Here is an 18,889-nt window from a genome sequence, read left to right on the forward strand (position 1 = left end):
ACCGACGTTATACCGACGTAACACAGCCAGTGGTTTTCCCTTGTTAACCAAGGGCTTGGGCCCGATTCGCCCGGTTCCGGGCACCACGCACTTTTCATTCGCCGCAAACGTCCTACTCTGGGCTTATGGTTCTCAAGTTCACTCCCGCCGGAATCTACTGTCCCGCCGGCGATTTCTACATTGATCCCTGGCGCCCGGTTGACCGGGCCCTGATCACCCACGGCCATGCCGATCACGCCCGCCCCGGCCATGCCCGGTATCTTTGTACAGACATCGTCGCGCCAGTGATCCGGCACCGGTTGGGAGAACTTGAACTTGAGACGATAACCTACGGAGAGAAAACAGAAATAGGCTCTGCCTCTGTATCGTTTCACCCCGCAGGCCACACCCCCGGCTCAGCACAGATCAGGGTCGAGGTCGCAGGCGAGGTCTGGGTTGTATCGGGCGACTACAAGGTCACGCCCGATGCGCTCTCCACCCCGTTCGAACCGGTGCGCTGCCACGCTTTCATCTCGGAATGCACCTTTGGCCTGCCAGTCTTCACATGGCCGGACGAGGCGCAGATCAGGGACGAAATCAACCACTGGTGGGCCGCCAACGCCGCCGACGGCCGGACCAGCCTGCTGGGCGCTTACTCCTTTGGCAAGGCGCAGCGTGTGCTCAGCTTGCTGGATGCTGACATCGGCCCGATCCTGACTCATGGCGCAGTTGAAAACACGAATATTGTGATGCGAAATCAAGGCATTACCCTGCCCGATACGCTTCAGGTCACGCCAGACCTCAATTCCAAGGATCATCCTGGCGCGCTGGTTCTGGCTCCGCCCTCGGCGCTTGGCTCCACCTGGGCACGGCGGTTCGGATCGCCCGCCACCGGCTTTGCCTCGGGCTGGATGCGCCTGCGCGGTGTGCGCCGTCGCCGTGCGGCAGATCGCGGTTTCGTGCTCTCTGATCATGCCGACTGGCCCGGACTGAACAGCGCCATCGCCGAAACCGGTGCCGAAAAGATATTCGTAACCCACGGATATACCGACATTTTCGCCCGCTGGCTCAACGAACAAGGCTATCAGGCCAAAGTGATCCCGACTGAATTCACCGGTGAACCCCTGGATGAGGGCGACACCACATGAAACGCTTTGTCGATCTCTACACAACCATCGACCAGACCACCAAGACCAACCGCAAAGTGGCCGCGCTCGCCGCTTATTTCTCCGCGGCTTCTGACGCTGACAAACTCTGGACCATCGCATTGTTCTCGGGCCGCCGCCCGCGCCGCGCCATCACCACCACAAAGCTTCGGGAATGGGCGGCAGAACGCGCGGGCATCCCGCTTTGGTTGTTCGAGGAAAGCTACCCCATCGTCGGTGATCTGGCCGAAACCATCGCCCTTGTTTTGCCCGCCCCTACGGCGACGCAGGATGACAGTCTGAGCGACTGGATTACCCGTCTGCGCGCCTTGGACAACGCCAGCGAAGAGGATCGGAAAATCGCCGTACTGGATGCGTGGAACCGGATGGTGGCCACAGAACGGCTTGTTTTCAACAAGTTACTGACCGGTGGTTTTCGCGTTGGCATCAGCCGGAAACTGATGACGCGGGCGTTGGCGCAGGCGACCGACAAGGACGAGGCCGAACTGGCCCACCGGCTGATGGGCGACTGGACGCCCGACAGCATCACCTATCAGGCCCTGATCGAAGCGCCGGATAACTCGGCTGGCCTATCGCGTCCCTACCCGTTCTGCCTCGCCCATGCGCTCGAAGGCGACCCCGACGCCCTTGGCCCGCCCGGCGACTGGTGCGCCGAATGGAAATGGGACGGCATCCGGGGACAGCTTATCCGCCGCGGTGGCGATCATTTCGTCTGGTCACGCGGCGAAGACCTGATGACCGATCGGTTTACTGAATTTTCACGGCTGTGCGATTTCCTCCCCGACGGCGTTGTCATCGACGGCGAGGTGTTGGCCTGGGACATGAACGCAGATGCGCCCCAGCCCTTCAATGCGCTGCAAAAACGCCTCGGTCGTAAGACCGTGCCAAAAAAATTGCTGAAAGACGCGCCTGCCCTTCTGATGGCCTATGATCTGCTCGAGGAGGATCACGCAGACCTGCGCGACATGCCTTTTGCAGAACGCCGCAAGAGGCTTGAAACGTTACTGACCGGCCTGCCATCAGACGCGCCGGTCCGCCTGGCGCCGCTTTTGCCCTTCGATGACTGGACAAAGTTGGCAGAAATCCGGATCGATGCCCGCGACATGCGCGCCGAGGGGCTGATGCTCAAACGCGCCGACAGCCCCTATCACGTGGGCCGCAAGAAAGGCGACTGGTGGAAATGGAAGCTGGATCCGCTGACCATCGACGCGGTGATGATCTATGCCCAGCAAGGCCATGGCCGCCGCGCCAACCTGTTTACCGATTTCACCTTTGCGGTGCGCGATGGCGACGATCTGGTGCCGTTCACCAAGGCCTATTCCGGCCTGACCGATGCTGAATTCCGCAAAATCACCGCCTGGGTCCGCAAGAACACCTTGCAACGTTTCGGCCCGGTCAGGCAGGTGACGCCCGAGCATGTGTTCGAAATCGCTTTCGAAGGCATTGCAGCCTCGACCCGGCACAAATCCGGCGTCGCCCTGCGCTTTCCCCGCATGGCCCGCTGGCGGCATGACAAACCTGTGTCCGAGGCCAATACACTGGACGATCTCAAGGCCATGCTGGCGCAATATGGTTAAGCGGGGTTGAGGCGCAGGCCAGTCCCGCCTATGTCATGGGAAACCCTGTAGGAGACCCATATGTTGCAGCCCATTAAGCCTGTTTTCGATGCCACCGATGCCGCCAGCGGAAAGGATCTGGGCGACCTGCCGGAATGGGACCTGAGCGACCTTTATAGCTCGGAAGACGCGCCAGAGCTGCAAACCGATCTGGACTGGCTGGAAAAGGCCTGCGCCGATTTCGCCGCAGATTACGAAGGCAAGCTGGGTACGCTGGACGCCGCCGGACTGCTGGAATGCATCCACCGGGATGAGAAGATAAGCAACATCGCCGGGCGCATCATGTCCTTCGCCGGGTTGCGCTATCACCAGCTGACCACCGATGGCGGACGCACGAAATTCCTGTCGGATTGCCAGGAGAAGCTGACCAATTTCACCACGCCGCTGGTGTTTTTCACCTTGGAACTCAACCGGTTGGAAGAGGACAGCCTGACGGCGATGTACGCTGAAAATGCCGATCTCGCCCGGTACGAGCCCGTCATCCGCCGCATCCGTGCGATGAAACCGCATCAGCTAAGCGACGAGTTGGAAAAATTCCTGCACGACCTGGGCGTTGTCGGCGACGCGTGGGAGCGGCTTTTTGATGAAACCATCGCCGGGCTCACCTTCACCGTTGACGGCGAAGAGCTGAATATCGAAGGCACGCTGAACCTTCTGACCGAACAGGACCGGTCCAAGCGCGAGGCTGCCAGCCGCGAACTGGCGCGGGTCTTCGGCGAAAACATCCGTACCTTTGCCCGCGTCCACAACACCGCCGCCAAGGAAAAAGAGGTTATCGACCGCTGGCGCAAAATGCCCACCGCACAGACCGGGCGACACCTCTCTAACGATGTCGAACCCGAGGTTGTCGAGGCGCTGCGCGATGCGGTCGTTGCCGCCTACCCCAAGCTCAGCCATCGCTATTATGAGCTCAAGCGTAAATGGCTGGGTCTTGATGTCATGCAGGTCTGGGACCGCAACGCCCCCCTGCCCGTCGATGATACCAAGACCGTCGACTGGCCTGCCGCGCGCAAAACCGTGATGGATGCCTATTCGGCCTTTGATCCGCGCATGGGCGATCTGGCGAAACCCTTCTTCGACAAGGGCTGGATCGACGCAGGCGTGAAGCCCGGCAAGGCCCCTGGCGCCTTTGCCCACCCCACCGTCACCACCGTGCATCCTTACGTGATGCTCAACTATCTGGGCAAACCGCGCGACGTGATGACCCTCGCGCATGAACTGGGCCACGGCGTGCATCAGGTGCTGGCCGCCGAACAGGGTGAATTACTGGCCTCGACCCCGCTGACTCTGGCCGAAACCGCCAGCGTGTTCGGTGAGATGCTGACTTTCCGCAAAATGCTGGATACGGCTAAGGACGATCAGGAACGCAAGGTACTGCTGGCCGGCAAGGTCGAAGACATGATCAACACCGTTGTCCGTCAAATCGCCTTCTATGATTTCGAATGCAAGCTCCACGCGGCGCGGCGCGAGGGCGAGTTGACGCCGGATGACATCAATGCGCTCTGGATGTCGGTGCAGGCTGAAAGCCTTGGACCCGCCTTTGAGTTCATGGATGGCTACGAGAGCTTCTGGGCCTATATCCCGCATTTCGTCCACTCACCCTTCTACGTCTATGCCTACGCCTTTGGCGACGGGTTGGTGAACGCGCTTTATGCGGTCTACGAAGAAAACCCCGAGGGCTTTCAGGATAAGTATTTCGACATGCTGAGAGCCGGTGGGTCAAAGCACCACAAGGAATTGCTCGCACCCTTCGGCCTTGATGCCTCGGATCCGAAATTCTGGGACAAAGGTCTCAGCATGATCTCGGGCTTCATCGACCAGCTTGAGGCGATGGAGGGCTAATCAGGGCGACTTTTGCAGTACGATGTAATCGCCCATCCAATGCCCTGCACGCTCTGACTGAGAGATCAGACCTTTCAGCAACCGCACGGCAACTGGGGATGTGACCGGCACGATATGGTTCAACCCCTTGCCGTCGGACACTTCTGAAAAGTCCACCACTTGGACGTCAAGCCCCTTCACCTCGTCCGGGCTATCCACCACGCCCAGCCGTGGTTTGCGGCCGCTCAGGATCGCCGACAGCCCCAGGGCCCGGTCCTGTTTCGAGGTGAAGATGACAAAGGGCTGCGGCAGTTTGCCGATCGCCTCGGCCTGGCGGCGAAACAGGTCCGGGTCGATGTCCGGCGACATCAGCGCGACACCGCTAATCCGGTTCAACAACTGCCGGTCACCGCGCAAAGCCGCCTGTCGCAGCACCTCCATCGTCAGATGCGTGCCAACGGAATGCGCCAGGATGAACACCTTCTCGCCGGGCACCTCTGTCAGCGACTTCAGCACATGTTCCAGATCGTCACGGGCAAAAAGAACGCTGTCACGATCATAGATATATCCCCGCGGATCTCCGGCCGAGGGCCACGAGAACAGGACCGCCGGTTTACCCTGATTGAAATCCGTCCGTATCTGCGCCAACCGGTACATCGCCTCGGACAGCGTGTTATTGTAGCCGGGCACAAATACCATCGTTTCACGCTCGGGCGTGGCCCGCTGAACGCTGCGTGCCAGCGCGGTGGCACTGTCATAAAGCTGGGTATTGGTGACGACAAAATCGGTCCGCGCATCCGGTTCGCCCTCTGCCCATTCGATCTTGCCGGCCTCATGGGTGGGCGGCACCGACACGTCTACGCGGAAAAAATTCAACTCTGTCGAGCGGGCTGCCCCAAAGGCCGGTCCGGTCTTATCAAGCTCACGCGTCGTGGCGACATAGACCGGCTGTATCTTGGCCGAAGGGTGCGGCGGCGCACGCATGGCAGTGTCACGTTCGGAACACGCCGACAGAAGAAGCATGCAAACTGGCACCAAAGCCCGAAGGCTTTTCCACCTGAAGCAGGCTGCGTGGGCTACCCCTATCATGAAAAACCTCTCCCGGCTGCCCAGAAGAGGTTACATTGGTTTGCGATGGTCTGAAAGGTCAGGCTTGGGTCAACATGCCCTTTTCCTGCGCCAATCCGCGCATCCGCTTTTGCAGCTTCTCGAACGCACGCACTTCGATCTGGCGGATACGTTCGCGGCTGACATCATATTCGGTGCTCAGGTCCTCCAGCGTGATTGTCTTGTCGCTCAACCGGCGTTGGGTCAGAATATCGCGCTCTCGCTCATTCAGCACATCCATCGCCTCGGCCAGCAACTCGCGCCGCGCTTCCAGTTCGTCACGCGCCTCGTAATCGCCTGCCTGGTCGGCATCTTCGTCCTCCAGCCAGTCCTGCCATTGCATGGTGCCCTCGCCTTCAGACCCGACCGTGGCATTCAGCGACGCGTCCCCGCCCGACATGCGGCGGTTCATGCTGATCACCTCATCCTCGGTCACGCCCAGATCGGTCGCGATCCGTTTGACATTATCGGGGTGCAGATCACCATCTTCCAGCGCGCCGATCTTGGCCTTGGCTTTGCGAAGGTTAAAGAAAAGCTTCTTTTGCGCGCTCGTGGTTCCCAGTTTGACAAGGCTCCACGATCTAAGAATGTATTCCTGGATGCTGGCGCGGATCCACCACATCGCGTAGGTCGCCAGGCGGAAACCACGTTCCGGATCAAAGCGTTTCACCGCCTGCATCAGGCCCACATTCGCCTCCGAGATGACCTCGGCCTGCGGCAGACCATACCCGCGATAGCCCATCGCGATTTTCGCGGCCAGACGCAGGTGACTGGTGACCATCTTATGTGCCGCCTCGGTATCTTCCTTTTCGACCCAGGCCTTGGCCAGCATGTATTCTTCTTCCGGCTCCAGGAGCGGGAATTTACGAATTTCCTGCATGTACCGGTTCAGTCCGCCCTCAGGCGTCGGTGCCGGAAGATTTTTGTAATTACTCAAGCCTCTGTCCCTCCCAATGTTTAGGGTGTTAACATTAATGTAGGGTCGCGATGCATCCCGTTCAAGCCACGTGAACCGAATAGTTTAACAAAATATGAATGCACAGTCGGCATAATGCCAGATTGAACCCTGCATTTTCGCACAATAGTGAGAAAAGTTTCAGCTTTTCAGGGCCGTAATCAGATCGGCGATATCTTGCGGAAGGGGCGCCTCGAAGCGAATTTGTTCTTTTGTTAACGGATGCTCAAATCCCAGAAAGGCCGCATGAAGCGCCTGCCTGGGAAATTCACGCGCCGCGTCGACACCCAAACTGCCTAGCGCTTTCAGCGGCAATTTGCGCCGCCCCCCATAGGTCGGATCGCCAATCAACCCGTGCCCGACATGGGCCATGTGCACCCTGATCTGATGGGTGCGCCCGGTTTCCAACCAACATTCCACCAAAGCAGCCACAGCTGGCGCGCCAAAAACCTCTACTATTCGCGCCCGCGTCACCGCATGACGCCCGCCCTCGAACAACACCGCCTGTTTTTGCCGGTCGGTCTTATGCCGCGCCAGTTGCGTGGTGATCCGCATGATGTTCCCCGACTCGAAACTAACACCCCTGATCCCACGCAAACGTGGATCGCTGGCATCAGGTACGCCGTAGACCACCGCGTTATAGTACCGTTCAACGCTATGCGCCTCGAATTGTGCGGCCAGTCCATGATGTGCCCGGTCTGATTTAGCAACAACCAGCAAGCCACTGGTATCCTTGTCAATTCTGTGTACGATCCCGGGCCGTTTCTGCCCGCCAACGCCTGACAACGCATCTCCACAATGATGCAAAAGCGCATTTACCAGCGTGCCACTCGGTGTCCCTGGCGCAGGATGCACCACCATGCCCACCGGCTTGTTGATCACAATCAGATCATCATCTTCATACACCACGTCCAACGGAATATCTTCTGGCCCGATATGGCTCTCGGCGGCTTCGGGCACGGTGATCTCCGCGATATCGCCCTCGGATACCTTGGCCTTGGGGTCATGCGCCACCTTGCCGTTCAACACCACCTGCCCGTCCGCTATCAACCGCCCCAACCGGGTACGCGACAGGCTCGCCGCCTCTGGCACATCCCGCGAAAGCGCCTTATCAAGGCGCGCAGGCGGATCAGCAGCGATCCGGACGATAAGCGGTGTGGAACCCATGAATAACAGCCCTGAAACGCAACCGGTCGATCCGGCCCTGGTGAAATATTTGCGCGTACTGGTCACGGTTCTGACCGTCACGATGATTCTGGGTTTCATAGTGATCGTGGTGCTCTTTGTCACCAAGTTCTCGGACGCCTTCCGCGCCGATTTGCCCGATACGATCACCTTGCCCGACGGCAGCGCGGCCTCGGCATTCACGCAGGGAAATGGCTGGTATGCGGTGGTTACCGATGGCGACAAGATACTGATATACAACCAGAAAACCGGCGAACTGCGCCAGACAATTGCGATCGAAAACTAAGCCAGAAGTGAGGGTGGTACCACCTCCCCGGCTCGAACGGGGGACCTCTTGATCCACAATCAAGCGCTCTAACCAACTGAGCTAAGGCGGCACTACCGGGCGATGTACATATTCAGACGATGAAATGCAAGCCTGATGCCGCGCAAAAACCAGTAAATTTCAGCATCCTGCGGCCCTGCGGATCGCTTGCCAAGCCGGGTCAAAACAAGTACCTGAACCGCTGACAAAGGAGGCCACAATGGGCATCAATTCGGAAAGCAATATCGAAGCCAATTTGCAGATTGGCCCAACGGATCAGGGCATGGTTCGCCTTTACATCGAAGCGCAAGACCTTGAAATTCCTATGGACTTCACTCCCGAAGAAGCCGAAGAAATCGCCACCGAAATCGTTGCTGCGGCCAAGATCGCGGCGGGCCGCAAATCATAGCACCGGATCGCGAAACCCCTGCAACCTGCGCCCGGCATGGCGCGCGAATTTCCGGGTCAGGGCCGCGCGCCGCGCAGGGGCCAAACGATCCTCGGGCCCCATGCGAATGATCTCGGCATTATAGGCATCCGCAATGATCAGGCCGGTGCCTTCAGGCAGCAGATCAGAGGGAAATTCCTCGTCCACCGCCCAGAAATACCGATCGCACCATTCCAGATACCCTTCCCATTTCGCATCTGAGGTGAAATCAACCCGGCTCGACTTGCACTCAATCACCCAGATTTCACCCTTGGGTCCAAGCGACATCACATCCACCCGTTTACCCCGTTCCGGAATAAATTCCACTATGGAAACAAAGTCATACTCGGTCAGATGCCGGCACACGCCCCGCGCCAAAAGCTGACCTGGCAGTAATGTTTTATCTCCAGAAACATGCATCCCAGAATTATGAACAAAAGATGAACATATGCAACCCCTTGCCGCGGGTCTGACGACACACTAGGTAGGGCGGTGGCGGGTTCTGCGCTTCTTGTGAACGGTTGCATTCCGGTGGCCTTAAGCAATTCCGAGGGAGCTGGCTCTGTCCGGGCCCTGGTCCGGTTACCCGGCGCCCACCTGTATATACAGGTCCTCGGGAATGAGATAACCACACGGTCCGCGCGGTCCCGCCACCCTTTCGAAGACATTCCACACTGCAAAGCAGGGATTCTTGAGAAATCACACCCGAACTAAAAGAGGTCAGCCGCGTCTCGGAAAACTCCGGTCACCTCGCGCCTCGACCCGGACAGGGATGGGCACTGGCTCGGGTCGCATCACGCGGTTGCGGCGTCCACCGCGCGGCTCATCATCGTCATCATCCTTCATGCGCATCACGGCGATGGCAAATTGCACACCGGCAAAGACGATTCCGTTGGCGATCCAAAGGATAAGCACCGCAAGCCACCCCTGTTCGGTATGGCTGACCAAATGCCAAAGATTTCCGACGTTGAACCACAATAGCATGGCCACGAACACAGCGGCCAGTGCGAAACCGATTGCTACGTTGATGATATAAAGGCGGATCAGCTTTGGCATGGGCGACTCAATGCTTGCTCTTGATCTATAAAGTAGCATGTTCAGGGACTGCCTCAAGACCCTGCGTCAATCCCACGCTGCCTACCCGCGAACCAGCGCCTAGATAACTATCCGCGACCAGGGGTTTGGGGGGATCACCCCCAAAGGCCGAGTGCCTCGAAGGCTAACAAAATCTTGCGCCGCAGACGCTACGGCAGAGAAAAAATACGATCTATTAGGTTGGGTCGGGCCAGTTATCTGAAAATTAATTCAATCCAAAAACGCACCCCTGCGTAATAACCTGAAAGAAGTTCAATTTACCCGGCCACGTCAGGCCATTGCCTTTGTATTTTGACAGCCGCAATTTCGCAGGAGAACAGAGTCATGAGTACGGTTGATGAGATCGAAACACTGATTGGCAAGGTTTCTCTCGGCGACCGGCAGGCCTTCTCCAGGCTCTATGACCTGACCCATGCGAAACTTTTTGGCGTCAGCCTTCGTATATTGAACAACAGAGCCAGCGCCGAAGATGTCTTGCAAGAGACATATATGAAGATCTGGCGCTACGCCGACAGATACGCAAGCAAAGGCACAAGCCCGATGACCTGGCTGATCACCATCGCGCGGAACACCGCAATCGACAAGCTGCGCACCCGACGCGATAGCGAGGACATAGAGGGTATGGCAGAGACACTGGCATCAAGTGGCCCCACCCCCGAACAGGTGGCGGTCGCCAGCGGCGAGGCTGGTCGGATCGCGCATTGCCTGGAGCAGTTGGAAGAACCACGCGACAAGGCCGTCCGCGGGGCCTACCTTGAAGGCCTGAGCTATGCTGAGCTGTCCGAGAAGCTGAGCGTACCGCTCAACACCATACGGACTTGGTTGCGGCGCAGCCTGATCAGCCTGCGAGAGTGTATGGAGCAATGACCGACGCCGACCTGCCTGATCGTGACGACGACAGCCTACTGGCGGCAGAATATGTACTGCGCTTACTGGAACGCGAAGAAGAGCGCGCATTTGAGGCGCGGCTGGAGCGTGATTCGGCGCTGATGCGTGAAGTCAACGCCTGGAGCGAGCGACTTTCGGGGATGGACGCGGAATTTGCCGCGGAAACGCCACGTGCAGCAATAAAGGCACACTTGATGGAACGCCTCTTCGGTGCGCCCGAACGCACCACATCCATTTGGCAAAAACTGAGTTTGTGGCAAGGCCTCAGCTTTGCCTCGCTGCTGGTGGCCGGGTTCTTTGCCTGGCAGGTTACACAATTGGCCCCGGTTGATACCCCAGCAAGCGGGCCGCTCTATGTCTCTGAGATCGCGGCCGAAGATCAATCCTTGCGGGTTCTAGCGGTCTATGACAGCGACTCCGATGCCCTGCAAATCAACCGCACCGCCGGTCAGGCAGCAGCAGGCCGCACATTGGAACTCTGGGTGATCACCGATGGTAACGCGCCGGTGTCCTTGGGTGTATTGCCCGATGCTCAAACCACAGAGATCACCCTGCCCGAGGAATTCCGCGCCCAGGTAGCAGACCTGACCCTGGCAATTTCCGACGAGCCACCCGGCGGGTCGCCCACCGGACAACCCACCGGCGCGGTTCTGGCCGTAGGAACAGTGACGGAGCTGTAATCTCCAGCTAGGGCGCGCTTACGTCTGCTATGCGGACATAGCCCTTAGCTCCCGTCAGGCTGAGGCGTTGATCTAAGAATTCCGTCTCAGCCATTCGTCGGCGACATCGCCCATCGTCTTGGGCTGACCATCCTTAATCCAATTCATGAAGGGGCGGTCAAACTTAAAGCAATCGCCGCATTGCAACTTCAGAAATCGTCTAACATTCTGTGTTGACTTGTATTTCTCAGTCACAATCGTTTGTCGATCGATTGGATCAGAATGCCAATCAAAGCCTGCCATTGGGCACCTCGGCAACCACTTCGAACACAGCATATCCGATCTTATGCCACCAGCAAGTTCCTGAGCAACCGAGAGCCTAGATGACCCCAATCGTGCTCAGCCGTGGGGTGAATTGGGCTCAAATTGGACTTTAGGCCGCTCAGGTATTCAGAATGCCTCTGGCTTGGCTTCGCGGGCCATATGGTCAAGTACGGCGTTGACGAATTTGGGCTCACGGCCTTCAGGGAAGAAGCTTTTCGCGATATCCACAAACTCCATGATCACCACCTTGGGTGGTGTGTCTGACTGGGTCAGTTCTGCTCCGGCGGCGCGGAACAAGGCGCGGATCGTCGGGTCAATCCGGTTGATCGGCCATTTCGCCACCAGCGCCCGGTCGGTCATCTGATCTATCAGCGCCTGATTATTAACCGCATCCTGCATCAGGCGTTCGAAGAGGCTCACATCCCCTTCGGCCATGTCGCCCTCGTCGTAGGACGCACCGAAACGGTGATCTTCGAACTCGTGCATCACTGCATCCACGGTCTGGCCGGAATGCTCCATCTGAAACAGCGCCTGTACGGCATAAAGCCGCGCGGTAGATTTCATCTGCCGTTTCTGATTGCCGGAGAGCTTGGTCATGCTTTCGGATTATCCTTGAGGCCACCGGCCAGCTTGTATTCTTCTGCTTCGGGCAGGAATCCCACCCCCTTGCGCGAGGCGCCCCACTTACGGGTGAGCGCGACAAGTTGCAAGGCTGCCGCTGCGGCCCCGGCGCCTTTGTTCATCCGGTTCGGATCGGCGCGCACCTCGGCCTGATCGCGGTTTTCGACAGTGAGGATGCCATTGCCGATGCACAGCCCTTGCAAACCCAGCAAAGTGATCCCGCGCGAACTGTCGTTGCAGACAGTCTCATAATGCGTGGTCTCGCCTCGAATGACACAGCCTAATGCCACGTAACCGTCGAAATTCGACATGCGTTCAGCGATGCCAATCGCGGTAGGTACTTCCAAAGCGCCGGGCACTTCGACCAGGTCCCAGGTGCCACCCGTGGCCTCGATTTCGGCCTTGGCACCCGCGATCAGGTTGTCAGCGATGTCGCGGTAGAACGGCGCCACCACGATCAGCAGTTTGACCGGCTTATCAAAATCGGCGCGGGGCAGTGAATATTCTTTTTCAGCCATGGGATTATCCTTCGCTCAAAGGGCGTGTGCCGGTGATCGAGATGCCGTAGGCGTCAAGGCCCAGGTAGCGCGTATCGGGGCTGTCGGTCACCAGAATAAGCTCGTGCAGGCCCATTGTCTGCATGATCTGCGCGCCCAGACCGGTCTGTTTAATGGTACGCGGCGTGTCCTCGTCCTCCATCTCACTCGACAGCTTCGGGCGGGGTTGGCGAAAAAGGAATACGGCGCCGCGCCCCTCAGCGGCAATAATCTCCATCGCGCGCGGCAGTTTCCCGGTCGGTCCGCTGGCGGTCTGGTCCAATCCGATGCCCAATACATCCTCCAGCGCATTTAGCGCATGGGTGCGCGTCAGCACCGGTTTGCCATCGCTCACATCGCCCTTGGTCAGAACCACGTGTTCGGTGCCACTGATCTGATCGGCAAAAATATGCATCTCCCATTCTCCGCCATGGGATGAAGAGATGACCTCGCGCCGCACCTCTCTCACCAGATTGTCGTGCTTGTGGCGATAGGCGATCAGATCGCTGATCGTGCCGATCTTCAAACCGTGTTGCCCCGCGATCTTGATCAGGTCGGGGAGACGGGCCATGGTGCCGTCTTCCTTCATGATCTCGCAAATGACACCCGAGGGATGCCGCCCGGCAAGGCGCGAGATATCCACCGCCGCCTCGGTATGACCCGCCCGGATCAGCACACCGCCTTGACGCGCGCGCAACGGAAACACGTGCCCGGGTGTGGCGATATGTGCCGGACCGTTCTGATCATTGATCGCGGTGGCCACGGTCAGGGCCCGGTCGGCGGCCGAAATACCGGTGCTGACGCCTTCGCGCGCCTCGATCGAGACGGTAAAGGCAGTTTCATGCCGAGAGGAATTGTTGACCGACATCATCGGCAGACCTAGATGATCAATCCGCTCAGATGTCATCGGCAGGCAGATCAACCCGCGCCCGTGCATTGCCATAAAATTGATCGCCGCAGCATCGGCGCAGTCAGCGGGAATGACGAAATCACCCTCATTCTCGCGGTCCTCGTGATCGACAAGAATATACATGCGGCCCGCCCGGGCCTCGGCAATGATCTCTTCGATAGGCGCGATGGACTGGCGCAGACCAGCCTCGACCGGACCTGGTTTTTCGAACGGAACAGTATCTGACATCTGACCCCCGGAAATGTGCCCCGGTCAGATACCGCAGGGGCCGGGCGTTGACCAGAGCGGAGTTTGACGCGCGCATCATTCAGTGCCCGAATCACGGCGACACAACGGCTATTCCCACAATCTGCCAGTGATCAATTCCACCTGAACCAATCGTTTGTTGCCGGGATGTGAACAGATTTGGCCAATTTATGAGAAATTCAGGCAAAATATGCCCTTTCTGAGGCAAAAGCGTTGACTCAATTCGGCCTCGCCAACCATATACGGGGCTATCTGTGTATGCGTCATGAGTGAGAGAGATTATGAATTTTAAGACAGCAGTTATCGCTGCCGCGGCAGCGATCGTCATGGTGGGAACAGCCGCATCGGCAACAACCACCTACAAAGCCACAAGTCATTATGAAAACGGATCACCCGAGCATTCGGTCTGGTTTGGTTGGGGACCGCAGGGCGCCTCGGGCAGCAAATCGAACCATTTCCTGTTTGAAAACACCGTCGGTGGCGAAAACCCGTATGGGTCCTTCACCGTCAAAGGCAACACCGCGTCGTTGACCGGTACTGTGCGCAACGCCGCACTTCAGGGTTTCGACCTGAAGGTTGACCTGGTCGAAGTTGCAGATCCGGGCACATACAAGACCGTTCCGGGTGCGAACCCCGCAACGTGGAAATTCTATGATTTCGTATCGGCCACGCTGATGTCGAAAACGCCCGGCATTGCCAGTTTCTTCCTCGAAATGCGCGGCCCGGGCCTGAAGGCACAATTCGGTGTCGGTGCAAACGACAAGGATGCAAACCTGCTGGGCTTCTCAAGCTGGTTTACCGCCTACGAACTGGACTGCAAGAGCGACCAGTGTCAGCGCTATGATGGCGACATCAATATCGTTCTCGAACCCGGTGGAGGCTCCGGCGTAGTACCACTTCCTGCATCGCTTGTCATGCTCCCCGCCGCGTTGGGGATGCTGGGCGCCGTTGGCGGTTTCGCCCGTCGCCGCAAAAGCTGATCTATCGGCATAAAGTTTCTGAAACGCCCGCCATAAGAGCGGGCGTTTTTTTGCCGTTAGCCGTCGCCGCCAATGCAGATCAGACAAGAGCCTGACAATCTTCTACTAATGACCAATTTGTGCCTATTGCAGGCTTGGCACCATTGCCCGGTATCAAGGAGCATAGCGACGCCGGGCAACGATTGCCATTGAAGCGCTATTGGTCAAAGCGACAATGGCATGGGCGGGCGCTTCTGCAACGCAAACAGGTGTAGGCTGTGTGCTTGCAATGGGTTGGTTCTTTGCAAGTGGGCCTCAGTATCTTCGGTAAATGTCTTTGCAACTTCTGATTAAACAACGTTTCAGCGTGTTCAGAAAGCCATCCCGTCGAACGACAAAGGGATCGGAGACAGGCGTTTCTTGCGATAGGTAGAGGCGGGCATTCCGACGTGCCGGCGAAAGGCATTTCGGAAGCTTGAGGTTTCGGTGTAGCCAACTTCGTCAGCAATATCTTCAATGGGCATTTCTGTGGTTTCCAGCATCTGCTTGGCTTCTTCGATTCTCAGGGTCTGGATATAGTCGACCGGGGTTTGCCCGGTTGCCTTGCGAAACCGACGCAGCAGACTGCGTTCCGTCAATCCGCTCCGTTCCGCCATGGCCGCGACCGGAGAAGCCAACGCGTAATTGTCGGCGGCCCAAACCTGAGCCTCGGCAACCAAACCGTCTTCATGCTGGGCCCCAGCCAATAAAGAAGCATAGTGCAATTGACCTTCACTATGCGGTTGCAACAAATACACCTTCGCAATGCGTCTTGCCTCTTCTTGGCCAGCAATTCGACCAATGAGGTAAAGCACCAGGTCCCCCCAGGCCGACGCTCCACCTGCGGTCACGATCCTATGCCCTTCGCCGGCGGGGATCAGAATTCTTTCTCGCTGCATTCTGACCTCGGGAAATCGCTTTGCGATGGCGTCACAAAAGCTCCAATGGCTTGTCGCATTCAGGCCGTTCAAGAGACCAGTTGCAGCAAGCAACAAAGCCCCTGAACACACCGATGTCATCATGGCCCCTTCTGAATGTACCTGAACGAGCCACGGTATCAGCTTCGCGAAAACGTCGGGTGGCGGTGTATCAGGAGCGAAGTGCAGGTCAGGAATGATCACGAGGTCCGGCTGCCCGAAATCCTTAAGGCTCCCATCCGGTGTGATCCGTCGGCCATTGATGTCTGTGTAAGGCTCACCATCCAGCGTTAGCAGAGCCGGAGCAAAAACCGGCGGCTTGGGTTGCGTTCCGTGCAGCATTTCCCAGTCGCGCCCGACCGATGCCAGCGCATCAAGAATGCAGAATACGGTGGATGTGCCTGCGCAGGGCATAGCCACGACCGCAGTGCGGCAGACGTTGTAATTAGGTGCTTTTGACATGTCCGATTTTCACCGATTTGGTCACTTCACGACATATCACGACTCACTCTCTTCCGGCAATACCGTCACAGAACGGACGCATGTCCATATCGACACACCAATGACCAAACCATGTGAATGGAGATGAAAATGACACATAGAAAATTGCCCCATGAAACCAACCAGCTTTTTCTGACAGATGCCGGGTTCGAGACATGGCTGTTATTTATCAAAGGGTTTGATATGCCTTGTTTTGCGGCATACCCACTGTCGCGAGTTGCCGATGGCCGCGCTGCAATCGAAGAGTATTTCAAGCCGATCTTTGACCTCGCTCGCGAGAACAATACTGGCCTTGTCCTCGATACAAACACATGGCGCGCCAATCCTGACTGGGGACAGGAACTGGGGCACGACCTAGATCACCTGCGCGCTGTGAACGAAGAAGCTGTCACATCGGCCATGAACATGCGGCGTGACTTTGGACAGGGGCTGAACGTACTCATCAACGGTGTTATTGGCCCTCGTGGCGACGGTTATGATCCCAAGACAATCATGAGCGTCGAAGAAGCGCAGGACTACCATGGTTTTCAGGTCGCTACTTTCGCAAAAAGCGGTGTGGACATGGTTTCCGCGCTCACAATCACCAACATCCCCGAGGCGATCGGGGTTGCAAACGCCGCGGCAAAAGCCGGAATGCCCTGTGTCATCAGTTTCACACTGGAAACCGACGGGTGCTTGCCAACCGGGGAGAGGCTCGGTGACGCAATTGCGCAGGTTGATGCGCGGGCCAAGACAAAGCCTGCCTATTTCATGATCAACTGCGCGCACCCCGATCATTTCGTCGACATAATCCCGAAAGACGCCGATTGGATCAAACGTATCGGGGGTGTGCGTGCAAACGCGTCGCGCATGTCTCATGCAGAGCTAGATTGTTGTGAAACCCTCGATGACGGCGATCCGGTTGAACTGGGCGAGCAATACGCAGCCCTACGCCAATTGCTACCGAACCTGAAAGTATTCGGCGGATGCTGCGGTACGGACCACAGACATCTATCGCAAATCTGCAACTCTTTGGCCGCTTAAGCGCGCTATTTCAAGGAGCCTACGATGAAACCGAATCCATCAAAAAACGCCATCGTAATTGGTGCGGGGCTGTCCGGCCTTGCTACAGCCAAGGAACTGCGAGCAAATGGCATTCCCGTGGTTATTCTGGAAGCCGCAGATCAGATCGCGGCTCCTTGGCGCACACGCCACCCGCGGCTACGTTTAAACATCCACCGCCGGTTTGCCCGGCTTCCGGGGCAACAGGTGATCCAGCACAAGGATACCTACTTGCCTCGGGATTCCGTGGTTGAATATCTGACCGACTATGCCAACCATTCGGGCGTTCCAATCCACTTTGAGACGCGAGTAAATGCCGTGATGCGGCGGGATTCCGGGTGGTATATCCAGACGAACAATGGAGATTTTCAGTGTTCTGACTTGATCGTTGCAACCGGGCGCGAATGCGTGAAATCCATGCCGATCTGGCCCGGCATGGATGTGTTCGGGGGCGTGATCATCCACTCTGCCGATTTTGCTGATCCCCGCGAATATGATGGGAAAAAGGTTCTGGTGATCGGCGCCGGCAATTCCGGCTCCGATATCTTGAACCACCTGTCGCGCAGCAAACCCGCGCAAGTCTGGGTGTCGGTGCGACACGGGCCCGCGATCCTGCCAACACGCATTCTGGGCTTCCCGCTTCACCGTCTGGCAAACCTGTTCGCACGGATGCCAAAATGGTCCCTGGATCCGATCTTTGCGGTCATGCAACGTTTGTTCTTTGGCGATTTACGCCGTTATGGATTGCGCCAACATACTATGGGCGGGGGCACGCGAATGCTCAAGGATGGCGTGACATTCGCACTGGATGACGGATTTATTGCAGCCTTGAAATCGGGTCGTTTTGAGGCGGTTGAGGAAACCGTCGGTTTCACTTCCAACGCAGCCGAGCTGTCCAACGGGCGCGAAATCTGCCCGGATGTGGTGATTTGTGCTACTGGCTACAGCCCCGGTCTGGATGATCTATTCGATCATCTCGGAGCCTTGGACAGCCAAGGCTACCCCCTGCACCCTATGGGTCAGGAAGATACCAGGAACCCGGGCCTCTGGTTCACTGGGTATGGTGTGGTCTTCCAAGGCTTCTTTCACGCGGCAGGCATAAGCGCCAGGCGAATAGCGACAAGCATAACGGCTCGGGTTTGTTCTGCTGAGGACGCGCATGTCCGGCGCCGCGCAGTCAACACCAACAACCGACGAACGCTTTCTTTGAACGGGATAGACCAATGACCACCATCGAAAAGCGCGGAACCGTGACCAGTCAAGCAATCCATAATAGACCCCAAAGTTGTTCTATTTGTGGAATGGCCATCGTCGCCGCGCAAAAGATGATCGCGCAACTACCAAACTACCGGATTGTGCCCTGCGCGACCTCGGCCTTGAACATTGTTCCCATTCGAAAGGCGACAAAACACTCGGCGGTGCGCTGGTTTCGGAAAGCCTTTTTCCCGAATTGTCAGCTTAATGACAATCCAATCGGATAGATTTGCCTGAGTTAGAGCGTTTCCAGTTTTCGTTGAAACAAGCATCATCGCTTTTCGCGTTCGAGCGTAGCGAGAGGCAGCGAACAAGCGATTCAATGTGAACTGGAAACGC

General features: G+C 57.6%; 21 protein-coding genes and 1 tRNA gene. 11 read left to right on the forward strand and 11 right to left on the reverse strand.

What is annotated here, in order from left to right:
• Positions 1–125 precede the first annotated feature (125 nt).
• Genes Q1B27_RS14025 through Q1B27_RS14035 form a run of 3 tightly spaced genes read left to right on the forward strand, consistent with a single transcriptional unit; the run spans position 126 to position 4,603 of the window.
• Positions 126–1,127, forward strand: coding sequence for a ligase-associated DNA damage response exonuclease (locus Q1B27_RS14025; RefSeq protein WP_299848414.1), 1,002 nt, complete (start codon positions 126–128; stop codon positions 1,125–1,127).
• Entirely contained in the window at positions 1,124–2,722 is a 1,599-nt protein-coding gene (locus Q1B27_RS14030) for an ATP-dependent DNA ligase (protein WP_299848415.1), read from the forward strand. Before Q1B27_RS14025 ends, Q1B27_RS14030 begins: the two co-directional genes overlap by 4 nt.
• A gap of 60 nt (positions 2,723–2,782) precedes the next feature.
• Positions 2,783–4,603 carry a M3 family oligoendopeptidase gene (locus Q1B27_RS14035; RefSeq protein WP_299848416.1) on the forward strand — a complete coding sequence of 607 codons (1,821 nt, stop codon included), beginning with the start codon at positions 2,783–2,785 and terminating at the stop codon, positions 4,601–4,603.
• Here Q1B27_RS14035 and Q1B27_RS14040 read toward each other — a convergent pair whose 3' ends face one another.
• From Q1B27_RS14040 to Q1B27_RS14050, 3 genes are all read right to left on the reverse strand, one after another.
• Positions 4,604–5,605: an alpha/beta fold hydrolase gene (locus Q1B27_RS14040; RefSeq protein WP_299848417.1), complete on the reverse strand. Its 1,002-nt coding sequence runs from the start codon at positions 5,603–5,605 to the stop codon at positions 4,604–4,606.
• A gap of 124 nt (positions 5,606–5,729) precedes the next feature.
• Positions 5,730–6,626, reverse strand: a complete 897-nt coding sequence (rpoH, locus tag Q1B27_RS14045; protein WP_299848418.1) for an RNA polymerase sigma factor RpoH — start codon at positions 6,624–6,626, stop codon at positions 5,730–5,732.
• A 159-nt stretch (positions 6,627–6,785) separates the two neighbouring features.
• On the reverse strand, positions 6,786–7,811 hold the full coding sequence (locus tag Q1B27_RS14050) for an RluA family pseudouridine synthase (protein WP_299848419.1): 1,026 nt from the start codon (positions 7,809–7,811) through the stop codon (positions 6,786–6,788).
• On the opposite strand from Q1B27_RS14050, the gene Q1B27_RS14055 reads away from it, so the two are divergent.
• Positions 7,810–8,115, forward strand: a complete 306-nt coding sequence (locus Q1B27_RS14055; RefSeq protein ID WP_299848420.1) for a DUF6476 family protein — start codon at positions 7,810–7,812, stop codon at positions 8,113–8,115. The genes Q1B27_RS14050 and Q1B27_RS14055 overlap by 2 nt on opposite strands.
• Positions 8,116–8,129: 14 nt before the next feature.
• Here the strand turns inward: Q1B27_RS14055 and Q1B27_RS14060 are convergent.
• A tRNA-His gene (locus Q1B27_RS14060) sits at positions 8,130–8,206 on the reverse strand.
• A 147-nt stretch (positions 8,207–8,353) separates the two neighbouring features.
• Between Q1B27_RS14060 and Q1B27_RS14065 the strand changes: the two genes are divergently transcribed.
• The gene (locus Q1B27_RS14065) at positions 8,354–8,542 is read left to right on the forward strand and encodes a DUF6324 family protein (protein ID WP_299848421.1); all 189 of its coding nucleotides are present in this window, start codon (positions 8,354–8,356) and stop codon (positions 8,540–8,542) included.
• Here the strand turns inward: Q1B27_RS14065 and Q1B27_RS14070 are convergent.
• Both Q1B27_RS14070 and Q1B27_RS14075 read right to left on the reverse strand, forming a co-directional pair.
• Complete coding sequence (locus Q1B27_RS14070; protein ID WP_299848422.1) at positions 8,537–8,980, reverse strand: MmcB family DNA repair protein; 444 nt, start codon at positions 8,978–8,980, stop codon at positions 8,537–8,539. The two genes, Q1B27_RS14065 and Q1B27_RS14070, sit on opposite strands and share 6 nt — an antisense overlap.
• 300 nt (positions 8,981–9,280) lie before the next feature.
• Positions 9,281–9,616: a hypothetical protein gene (locus Q1B27_RS14075; RefSeq protein ID WP_299848423.1), complete on the reverse strand. Its 336-nt coding sequence runs from the start codon at positions 9,614–9,616 to the stop codon at positions 9,281–9,283.
• Between the two features lie 363 nt (positions 9,617–9,979).
• On the opposite strand from Q1B27_RS14075, the gene Q1B27_RS14080 reads away from it, so the two are divergent.
• Both Q1B27_RS14080 and Q1B27_RS14085 read left to right on the forward strand, forming a co-directional pair.
• Entirely contained in the window at positions 9,980–10,522 is a 543-nt protein-coding gene (locus Q1B27_RS14080; protein ID WP_299848424.1) for a sigma-70 family RNA polymerase sigma factor, read from the forward strand.
• On the forward strand, positions 10,519–11,223 hold the full coding sequence (locus Q1B27_RS14085) for an anti-sigma factor (protein ID WP_299848425.1): 705 nt from the start codon (positions 10,519–10,521) through the stop codon (positions 11,221–11,223). Before Q1B27_RS14080 ends, Q1B27_RS14085 begins: the two co-directional genes overlap by 4 nt.
• Positions 11,224–11,295: 72 nt before the next feature.
• Here the strand turns inward: Q1B27_RS14085 and Q1B27_RS24525 are convergent, their stop codons facing one another.
• From Q1B27_RS24525 to ribB, 4 genes are all read right to left on the reverse strand, one after another.
• The gene (locus Q1B27_RS24525) at positions 11,296–11,538 is read right to left on the reverse strand and encodes a DUF6434 domain-containing protein (protein WP_367181352.1); all 243 of its coding nucleotides are present in this window, start codon (positions 11,536–11,538) and stop codon (positions 11,296–11,298) included.
• Between the two features lie 114 nt (positions 11,539–11,652).
• Positions 11,653–12,123, reverse strand: coding sequence for a transcription antitermination factor NusB (gene nusB / locus Q1B27_RS14090; protein WP_299848426.1), 471 nt, complete (start codon positions 12,121–12,123; stop codon positions 11,653–11,655).
• Entirely contained in the window at positions 12,120–12,665 is a 546-nt protein-coding gene (locus Q1B27_RS14095; protein ID WP_299848427.1) for a 6,7-dimethyl-8-ribityllumazine synthase, read from the reverse strand. Before Q1B27_RS14095 ends, nusB begins: the two co-directional genes overlap by 4 nt.
• Before the next feature lie 4 nt (positions 12,666–12,669).
• On the reverse strand, positions 12,670–13,821 hold the full coding sequence (gene ribB, locus Q1B27_RS14100) for a 3,4-dihydroxy-2-butanone-4-phosphate synthase (RefSeq protein WP_299848428.1): 1,152 nt from the start codon (positions 13,819–13,821) through the stop codon (positions 12,670–12,672).
• A gap of 299 nt (positions 13,822–14,120) precedes the next feature.
• On the opposite strand from ribB, the gene Q1B27_RS14105 reads away from it, so the two are divergent.
• Positions 14,121–14,819, forward strand: a complete 699-nt coding sequence (locus Q1B27_RS14105; RefSeq protein ID WP_299848429.1) for a VPLPA-CTERM sorting domain-containing protein — start codon at positions 14,121–14,123, stop codon at positions 14,817–14,819.
• A 350-nt stretch (positions 14,820–15,169) separates the two neighbouring features.
• Here the strand turns inward: Q1B27_RS14105 and Q1B27_RS14110 are convergent, their stop codons facing one another.
• Positions 15,170–16,096 carry a GlxA family transcriptional regulator gene (locus Q1B27_RS14110; protein ID WP_299848430.1) on the reverse strand — a complete coding sequence of 309 codons (927 nt, stop codon included), beginning with the start codon at positions 16,094–16,096 and terminating at the stop codon, positions 15,170–15,172.
• Positions 16,097–16,345: 249 nt separating this feature from the next.
• Here Q1B27_RS14110 and Q1B27_RS14115 point away from each other — a divergent pair, with 249 nt between their 5' ends.
• From Q1B27_RS14115 to Q1B27_RS14125, 3 genes are read left to right on the forward strand one after another with little or no spacing between them, the layout of a single operon-like run.
• Complete coding sequence (locus Q1B27_RS14115; RefSeq protein ID WP_299848431.1) at positions 16,346–17,278, forward strand: homocysteine S-methyltransferase family protein; 933 nt, start codon at positions 16,346–16,348, stop codon at positions 17,276–17,278.
• Positions 17,279–17,302: 24 nt separating this feature from the next.
• On the forward strand, positions 17,303–18,523 hold the full coding sequence (locus Q1B27_RS14120; protein WP_299848432.1) for an NAD(P)/FAD-dependent oxidoreductase: 1,221 nt from the start codon (positions 17,303–17,305) through the stop codon (positions 18,521–18,523).
• Positions 18,520–18,777, forward strand: coding sequence for a hypothetical protein (locus tag Q1B27_RS14125; protein ID WP_299848433.1), 258 nt, complete (start codon positions 18,520–18,522; stop codon positions 18,775–18,777). The genes Q1B27_RS14120 and Q1B27_RS14125 overlap by 4 nt, the downstream gene beginning before the upstream one ends.
• Positions 18,778–18,889 lie beyond the last annotated feature (112 nt).

It is taken from the genome of uncultured Roseovarius sp. (assembly GCF_947489715.1).
In the GTDB taxonomy this organism is placed as follows: Bacteria; Pseudomonadota; Alphaproteobacteria; order Rhodobacterales; family Rhodobacteraceae; genus Roseovarius.

Coding starts and splice junctions, on each gene's coding strand:
- Q1B27_RS14025 (WP_299848414.1), top strand. CDS start 126: ATGGTTCTCAAGTTCACTCCCGCCGGAATCTACTGTCCCGCCGGCGAT.
- Q1B27_RS14030 (WP_299848415.1), top strand. CDS start 1,124: ATGAAACGCTTTGTCGATCTCTACACAACCATCGACCAGACCACCAAG.
- Q1B27_RS14035 (WP_299848416.1), top strand. CDS start 2,783: ATGTTGCAGCCCATTAAGCCTGTTTTCGATGCCACCGATGCCGCCAGC.
- Q1B27_RS14040 (WP_299848417.1), bottom strand. CDS start 5,605: ATGCTTCTTCTGTCGGCGTGTTCCGAACGTGACACTGCCATGCGTGCG.
- Q1B27_RS14055 (WP_299848420.1), top strand. CDS start 7,810: ATGAATAACAGCCCTGAAACGCAACCGGTCGATCCGGCCCTGGTGAAA.
- Q1B27_RS14050 (WP_299848419.1), bottom strand. CDS start 7,811: ATGGGTTCCACACCGCTTATCGTCCGGATCGCTGCTGATCCGCCTGCG.
- Q1B27_RS14065 (WP_299848421.1), top strand. CDS start 8,354: ATGGGCATCAATTCGGAAAGCAATATCGAAGCCAATTTGCAGATTGGC.
- Q1B27_RS14070 (WP_299848422.1), bottom strand. CDS start 8,980: ATGCATGTTTCTGGAGATAAAACATTACTGCCAGGTCAGCTTTTGGCG.
- Q1B27_RS14075 (WP_299848423.1), bottom strand. CDS start 9,616: ATGCCAAAGCTGATCCGCCTTTATATCATCAACGTAGCAATCGGTTTC.
- Q1B27_RS14080 (WP_299848424.1), top strand. CDS start 9,980: ATGAGTACGGTTGATGAGATCGAAACACTGATTGGCAAGGTTTCTCTC.
- Q1B27_RS14085 (WP_299848425.1), top strand. CDS start 10,519: ATGACCGACGCCGACCTGCCTGATCGTGACGACGACAGCCTACTGGCG.
- Q1B27_RS24525 (WP_367181352.1), bottom strand. CDS start 11,538: ATGCTGTGTTCGAAGTGGTTGCCGAGGTGCCCAATGGCAGGCTTTGAT.
- nusB (WP_299848426.1), bottom strand. CDS start 12,123: ATGACCAAGCTCTCCGGCAATCAGAAACGGCAGATGAAATCTACCGCG.
- Q1B27_RS14095 (WP_299848427.1), bottom strand. CDS start 12,665: ATGGCTGAAAAAGAATATTCACTGCCCCGCGCCGATTTTGATAAGCCG.
- ribB (WP_299848428.1), bottom strand. CDS start 13,821: ATGTCAGATACTGTTCCGTTCGAAAAACCAGGTCCGGTCGAGGCTGGT.
- Q1B27_RS14105 (WP_299848429.1), top strand. CDS start 14,121: ATGAATTTTAAGACAGCAGTTATCGCTGCCGCGGCAGCGATCGTCATG.
- Q1B27_RS14110 (WP_299848430.1), bottom strand. CDS start 16,096: ATGCTGCACGGAACGCAACCCAAGCCGCCGGTTTTTGCTCCGGCTCTG.
- Q1B27_RS14115 (WP_299848431.1), top strand. CDS start 16,346: ATGACACATAGAAAATTGCCCCATGAAACCAACCAGCTTTTTCTGACA.
- Q1B27_RS14120 (WP_299848432.1), top strand. CDS start 17,303: ATGAAACCGAATCCATCAAAAAACGCCATCGTAATTGGTGCGGGGCTG.
- Q1B27_RS14125 (WP_299848433.1), top strand. CDS start 18,520: ATGACCACCATCGAAAAGCGCGGAACCGTGACCAGTCAAGCAATCCAT.